The 7,158-nt window shown below is 59.7% G+C and carries 4 protein-coding genes; 2 read left to right on the top strand and 2 right to left on the bottom strand.

The window, feature by feature from the left end; translation table 11 throughout:
• Positions 1 to 504: 504 nt before the first annotated feature.
• Positions 505 to 1,590: a YhjD/YihY/BrkB family envelope integrity protein gene (locus tag C934_RS0122020; protein ID WP_018858762.1), complete on the bottom strand. Its 1,086-nt coding sequence runs from the start codon at positions 1,588 to 1,590 to the stop codon at positions 505 to 507.
• Between the two features lie 92 nt (positions 1,591 to 1,682).
• On the bottom strand, positions 1,683 to 3,242 hold the full coding sequence (locus C934_RS32355; protein WP_018858761.1) for a PAS domain S-box protein: 1,560 nt from the start codon (positions 3,240 to 3,242) through the stop codon (positions 1,683 to 1,685).
• Positions 3,243 to 4,434: 1,192 nt separating this feature from the next.
• On the opposite strand from C934_RS32355, the gene C934_RS0122010 reads away from it, so the two are divergent.
• Both C934_RS0122010 and catE read left to right on the top strand, forming a co-directional pair.
• On the top strand, positions 4,435 to 4,935 hold the full coding sequence (locus C934_RS0122010; protein ID WP_018858760.1) for a YciE/YciF ferroxidase family protein: 501 nt from the start codon (positions 4,435 to 4,437) through the stop codon (positions 4,933 to 4,935).
• A gap of 75 nt (positions 4,936 to 5,010) precedes the next feature.
• Positions 5,011 to 7,149: a catalase C gene (gene catE, locus C934_RS0122005; protein ID WP_018858759.1), complete on the top strand. Its 2,139-nt coding sequence runs from the start codon at positions 5,011 to 5,013 to the stop codon at positions 7,147 to 7,149.
• Positions 7,150 to 7,158 lie beyond the last annotated feature (9 nt).

Here is a 7,158-nt window from a genome sequence, read left to right as displayed (position 1 = left end):
CCTTTGCCCCCTCGATATGCGCCCAGTTAGTCGCTGTCGATCGGAGACGCATTTTATCGCTTTGGGCCGGCAGCGGTTATGCCTCAGCCCTCTTTCCGCCAATTCCGGCCGCACGAGATATCCCGCTGACGGAGGTTGCCTCTCACCTACCTGGCCATGACCACCTATGCCTCCAGAAAGTCGGGTCGAGGCGCTCGCCACCAGTGTGATGGCAGATGCGCGGTCGCTTGAGGAGTTGACGACCGGTTCCCGTAGGGCGGAGTACTTAGCGCGGCTTCCGTCAGGGCTTTCCACTGGCGTGGTCGTCATCCACCACTCCACTACCGCCGACGAGGGGCCGCTTGAGGTCCTCTGGGCAGTCCTCACATGCCCGCCCCGTTAAGCTTGCGGTCGGATCCAACCAAGCAATCTACGGGAGACGATTGATTGGACGAGTCCACCCAATCGGTCGACCAAGGGATTTAGATCGAGCCGCCATTCTCAAAGCGACTGGTGTTTGCATTCCTAGTCTGCCTCCTGTCCCAATGTATCCGCGACATAGGGGCCCCGCGCTCCCATAGGACGGGCATGACCAGTGGTAGTATCGACAGCGGTCTGATGTTCGAGTTCGGCATTCAGCGCTGCGCCAAGGATCAGAATGACGACGGAGAGCCACGTCCACATCAGAAAGCCTATGAGCGCACCCAGGGTACCATAGGTGGCGCTGTAGTCGGCAAAGCGGTTGAGGTAGAAAGCGAAGCCGAAGGACATCGTGAACCAGCCAACCGCTGTGAAGGCCGCTCCCCACGTGACCCAGCGGACCCGCGCGGGTTCGCGGCTCGGTCCGAACCGGTAGATCGCCGTCGACGCGACCAGCACAATCACGATGAGAACAGGCCATCGGACCACAAGCACCATCTGCTCCTGGAAGGAGTCGATCCAAATGAAGGCCAGAAGCAAAGGCATCACGGCCATGAGGAATATGACCAGCACCGCAGACAGCATCGCGCAGAGCGTGAAACACAGCGCGATCAAGTTCAATCGAACCAAGCTACGCTTCTCATTCTCCTCGTAAGCGACGTTCATCGCGTCGAATATCGCCAGCGTGCCGTTGTGGGTAGTCCATAGCGCGACCGCAAGTCCGAGAAGGAAGGCGATGCCCAAAGTGCTGCTTCCACGTTCGACGATGGCTTTGATCTGATCCGCGATAATGTCGAACGCCCCGGGAGGCAGGAGCCACGAGAGTTCGCGCAGGTGATCCGATATTGTGACCGGATCGGCGACGATGCCGTACAGCGAAACGACGGCACCGACCGCGGGGAAGATTGAAAGCAGCAAGTAAAACGAGACGCCTGCGGCGATCAGCATGATGCGGTGGGCGGAGACCTTTTCAACGACGCGCCAGAAGACGTCTTTCAGCCCCTTCTTAGGGATCTGCTCCGGGACGGCCGCTCCCCGACCTCTCTGTTCCAAGCCGACATCACCGGGCAAGGACCGCGGGAGATGCCTTTTCTTTGCGAAGGCCGCGACAATTACGGCACCCGCCAGTGCAATCACCATCCCCCTCGTAAGAGGCCCGACAAAAGGATTGAACGTCGTATTTGGCCGCATTTCATCTCCTCCGCTACGCGACGAGAAAACGCGGAGCAGTGACAAAAGATGCAGCAGAGCGTTCGTTGCGACACGTGGCCCTCTCGCCTCGTCTACGAGACCGCCGACGCCACGGATTCAGCCAACTGGCTCTGTGTAAAGGGTTTCGCCAGTCTGGGGAGATCGCAGGACACTCCGCCTGGAATCTCAGCATAGCCACTGGCGAGAATGACGGGCAGTCCAGGTAGCAGCCTGGCAATTTCAGTAGCGAGTTCGCCGCCGGTCATGCGAGGCATGGCATGGTCAGTCACGACCAAGTCTGGCAGCGGCCCCTGCTCAAGAAGCCGAAGCGCCTCCTCGGCAGAGTATGCCTGCATAGCCTGGTGGCCGAGATCCTCAAGCATCAGGACAGTGTTCATCAGGACAAGCGGATCGTCGTCCACCGCGAGAACGTTCAGCCTGCGCTCCGAACGCTTGCTAAGAATGCTCGGCTGAAGTGGCGGCTGCTCGACGGACTCCGTTTCCTCTGCCAAAGGTAACCAGAGTTCGGCGGTCGTTCCTCCTCCCTGTGACGACCTGAGAGCGAGCGCGCCTCCGCCCTGCGCCATCAGTCCCTGGACCATCGGTAGACCCAGACCGGTACCCTTGCCGACTCCCTTGGTGGTGAAGAAGGGCGCTGTCGCCTTCTCCAAGGTCTCAGCATCCATCCCATCGCCGTCATCCTTGACGCTCAGGCAGACGAAATCTCCTTGAAGATCTTTCACATCGTCTCTGTGAACCGACTGTTTGCTGGCCGAGAGCGTGATGACGCCACCGCGAGGCATTGCGTCGCGTGCGTTCACGACCAGGTTCAAGAGTGCTGTCTCCAGCTGGTTGGCGTCGGCTTGAACTTTTGGCAGAGCAAGCGGAAAGCTCGTCACGATCTCAATCGAGGGACCGATCGACCCCTGAAGCAGGCCCGCCATCCCCTTCACGAGGTCGGCCACGTCCACAGGCTCGAGCTTGAGTTCCTGCTTGCGGGAGAAAGCAAGCAACCGTTGCGTCAGGGCCGCGCCCCTTTTCGCCCCTTGGATGGCGTTCTCGATCAGATCGGTGTTGTTCTGACCGGCAAGCGCCCGTTTCTTCGCGATCTCGAGACTGCCGAGGATAGCCATCAGCAGATTGTTGAAGTCGTGGGCGACGCCGCCCGTGAGCTGGCCTACGGCTTCCATCTTCTGGGCCTGAAAGAGTTCGCGCTGTGCTCGCTCGAGAGCTTCTTGCGATTGCCGCTTCTCCGTAATGTCGCGCGTGATCTTGGCGAAGCCGATAAGCGTGCCGTCCTCGGCTCGAATGGGATCGATGATCACATTCGCCCAAAAGCGAGTCCGGTCCTTTCTGACCCGCCAGCCTTCCCTTTCGAACCGGCCCTCGGACGCGGCGATTTCAAGCGCCCTTGCTGGCAGGTCGCCCCCCTTGTCCTCCTCAGTATAGAACTGAGAGAAATGCCGACCGATGATCTCCTCAGGCTCGTATCCCTTGATGCGGCGTGCCCCCGCATTCCAGCTCGATACGTAACCGCTCGGGTCGAGCATGTATATTGCGTAGTCGGTCACACCTTCGACCAGAAGACGAAACTGCTCCTCGCTCCTATCCAGGTCTTCGGTCTGCCTACGCTCTAGGCGGTCGATGGTCATGAGGATTTCCAATTGCCGGTTTCTCGAGTAATGTCATGCATTCGCAAGTCCGGGCGAACTCAAAGCATGGCGTCGAGTTGGGGTGACCGAACTCCGGCGTTAACCCGAGTACGTTTCCACAAATCTTCATTTTCCCGTTGGCCCGGCAAGAGATAACGTGTATCCGGGCCGAACGGTTCCCATGCAGACGATCTTGAAGTCGTCGAACGGGTCCTCGTTGGCGCGCCATTGGGCCGTCGGCAGGGTTCCGCTTTCCTGATGTCATTGCCGGTGGTGATCTGGTTCGTTCGCCATAATTCCGGTGTGGGCTGCAAGTTCCAATCCGGGAGCAACCGCGAAGGGTGCCGCCGCGGCGGTTCCCTCTCCACGTGGTTGTCGGAAGCGCGTAGCATCCAGCAGCAAGCAGAATGACCGCGATCGCGGTGGAGACCAGGACCCGATTTCATGATCGTTTCCTGTCAGCGGACCGTGGCCAAGCGGTTCGCTCGGTCGCGTGCGCGTCGCCGATTTTCGCGCCTGCGGTCGAGTGATAACCCGGCAGGCCACTCGCTTGTTGCGCGTCCCTATCTCAGGCTCGAGCAGTCTATCTCACGCACCTGCTGCGAAAAGCCGGCTCCTTGGAATGTTGGATATCTCGTCGCCGACCGGAACAATGTCGATCACTCAATGAGGCGGAACAGATGCTGCACTCCTGAAACTTCGAAGCACGTCATCGTGGTTCAGACGCAACGAAGCGGTAGCGGGCGTTATTCGGACGATCCCGACAGTTCTTAGGCTAGGCAATCGGCTTATCGTTGAGCAGCGACAGCGTCCAAGATACCGCCTGCGTCTCTGCCGTGGTAGTCGCGCTAGAAGGAGGCGATTTCCTGCTTTCTCCGGGCCACACGGGAGAGCGATAACTCCGGGATCAGGTCGCTGTTCCAAGCCGCCCATAAAATCGCGCGGGCCTTTCGCTTCATCTATCTGGAAGAAAGCCGAGATCGATGGAACAACGACGATCGGTGGAGGTTCTGTCTGTACCGCTCGGCTCGTTTCGTACCCCAGCAGGTTCAAACGCGGCCGACCGGCTTTCTCTTCCTTTGACGGATCGAGGCAACGTCCCGGAGACGGGGGACGTCCGATCATTTCATGGACGGGAACATCCACCATCACGCGGAGTTTGGTGGCCGCAAGCTTGCCATAGGAGGACACCATGGCTCCCGAAAAGACACTCAACGACCTCTTTCTTGATACGCTCAGGGACATTTATTTTGCTGAAAAGCAGATTTTGAGGGCCCTTCCAAAGATGGCTCGCGCGACGCAGTCGGAAGAAGGCAAAGCCGGATTCCTCAAGCATCGCGACGAGACACAGGGACAGATCGAGCGTCTCGAACAGGTGTTCGAACTCATCGGCAAACCGGCTCGTGGCAAGACCTGCGAAGCCATCCAAGGCATCCTCGCCGAAGGCGAAGAGATCATGGAGGAATACAAGGGCTCGATTGCGCTTGACGCGGGCTTAATATCGGCGGCTCAGGCAGTCGAGCACTACGAGATTGCGCGTTACGGCACCCTGATCGCCTGGGCCGACCAGCTCGGGCTCAGAGAGGCTGCGCCTCTTCTGCAGGCAACCCTTGCCGAAGAGGAAGCCACCGACACGAAGCTTACCGAGCTCGCACGGGCGTCAGCCAATCCCAAGGGAAGAAAGGCCGCTTGAATCTTAGGAAGGCCATCCACTGGGGCGGCCTTTTCTAGTTCACCTTATGCGGCATCCAAAAATGGAACGAAGAGAATGACCAAGAAAGCTATAGTCACGCAATCCGACACTGTTACCATTCACGACCAGAGCCCTCATCGCGGCGAAGGCGGCGAACTCCACCAGTTCGCCGAAGATGGCCACGACGTTTTGACAACGGCACAAGGCGGCCCTATTGCCGACGACCAGAATTCGCTTCGGGTCGGCGCCCGCGGTCCGCTCGTCGTCGACGACTTCCACTTCCGCGAAAAGATCTTCCACTTCGACCACGAAAGGATTCCCGAGCGCGTCGTCCATGCCCGCGGCTATGGCGCGCACGGCTTCTTCGAGACCTACGAATCCTTGGCGGCCTACACTCGTGCCGACTTGTTTCAGCGGGCGGGCGAGAAGACGCCGGTCTTCGTCAGGTTCTCCACGGTTGCAGGCAGCAAGGGATCGTCAGATCTCGCCCGCGACGTCCGCGGCTTCGCCGTGAAGATGTACACCAAGGAGGGCAACTGGGATCTAGTCGGCAACAACATTCCGGTATTCTTCATCCAGGACGCCATCAAGTTTCCCGACCTTATCCATTCCGTCAAACCGGAGCCGGACCGCGACTTCCCACAGGCGCAGTCGGCCCATGACACTTTCTGGGACTTCATCAGCCTGACGCCGGAAAGCATGCACATGATCATGTGGGTTATGTCTGATCGGGCGATCCCGCGCTCCTTGCGCTTCATGGAAGGCTTCGGCGTTCACACCTTCCGGTTCGTCAACGCAAAGGACGAGTCGACCTTCGTCAAGTTCCACTGGAAGCCGAAGCTCGGCCTGCAATCGGTGGCTTGGAACGAAGCCGTGAAGATCAACGGCGCCGACCCTGACTTCCATCGGCGCGATCTCTGGCAGTCGATCCAGTCCGGAAATTTCCCGGAATGGGAATTGCAGGTTCAGCTCTTCGACCAGGACTTTGCCGACAGCTTCGACTTCGATGTCCTCGATCCGACAAAGATCATTCCGGAGGAAGTGTTACCCCCTCAGCCGGTTGGTCGGTTGGTTCTCGATCGCATGCCTGACAACTTCTTTGCGGAGACCGAGCAGGTCGCCTTCATGACCCAGAACGTCCCTCCGGGGATCGACTTCAGCAACGATCCGCTGCTGCAGGGGCGCAACTTCTCCTACCTCGACACGCAGCTCAAGCGGCTGGGTGGCCCGAACTTCACGCATCTGCCGATCAACGCGCCGAAGTGTCCCTTCCACACTTTCCAGCAGGACGGCCACATGGCGATGCGCAATCCCGTCGGGCGTGCGAACTACCAGCCAAACTCCTTCGGCGAAGGGCCGAGGGAGTCGCCTGTACAAGGCTACCGTCACTTTCCCGCCGAAGAGGAAGGCCCAAAGGTGCGTCTGCGCCCGGAAAGCTTTTCCGACCATTACAGCCAGGCACGGCAGTTCTACATCAGCCAGACCCCGCCCGAACAGCGTCATATCGAGGCGGCCTTGACGTTCGAGCTCAGCAAGGTCGAGACGCCCGCGATCCGGGAGCGGATGGTCTCGCATCTCCTGAACATAGAGGAGACGCTTGCCTCCACCGTCGCCCAGAAACTCGGTTTCCAATCCATGCCGGAGCCCGCCGACGCGGCGATGCCAACCCGCCAGGACCTCGAACCGTCGCCGGCCCTCAGCATAGTGGAGCGTGGTCCCAAACGCTTCGAGGGACGCAAACTTGGCATTCTGGTAACCGATGGCGTCGACGCCAAGCTGCTCAAGGCCCTTGGGGACGCCGTCACCAAGGAGAAGGCAGTCTTCGACGTGATCGCGCCGAAGGTGGGCGGAGTCACAGCCTCGGACGGGACGCTGATCAAGGCCCATCACATGATCGACGGCGGACCATCGGTACTCTTCGACGCCGTCGCCCTCCTCACCTCCGCCGAGGCGATCGACGATCTCGTCAAGGAGGCAGCGGCGCGGGACTTCGTCGCCGACGCTTTCCAGCACTGCAAGTTCATCGGCTACGATCCGTCGGCACTGCCACTGCTTGAAAAGGCAGGAATCGCCGACGCTCTCGACGAGGGAGTGATAGCGCTACCTGGCGACGATGGCCTTGCGGCTTTCGTGGAGGAGCTGGGAAAGCTGCGTGTCTGGGGTCGCGAGCCATCGGTTAAGCTCGGCAAGGCGTCTGCGCAGATCAAAGCATGATTGGCGAGG

The sequence above is a fragment of the Rhizobium sp. 42MFCr.1 genome, assembly GCF_000377185.1.
Lineage (GTDB): Bacteria > Pseudomonadota > Alphaproteobacteria > Rhizobiales > Rhizobiaceae > Rhizobium > Rhizobium altiplani.
Note: the sequence above shows the minus strand (reverse complement) of the source record. Positions and strands in the feature narration are given on the sequence as shown.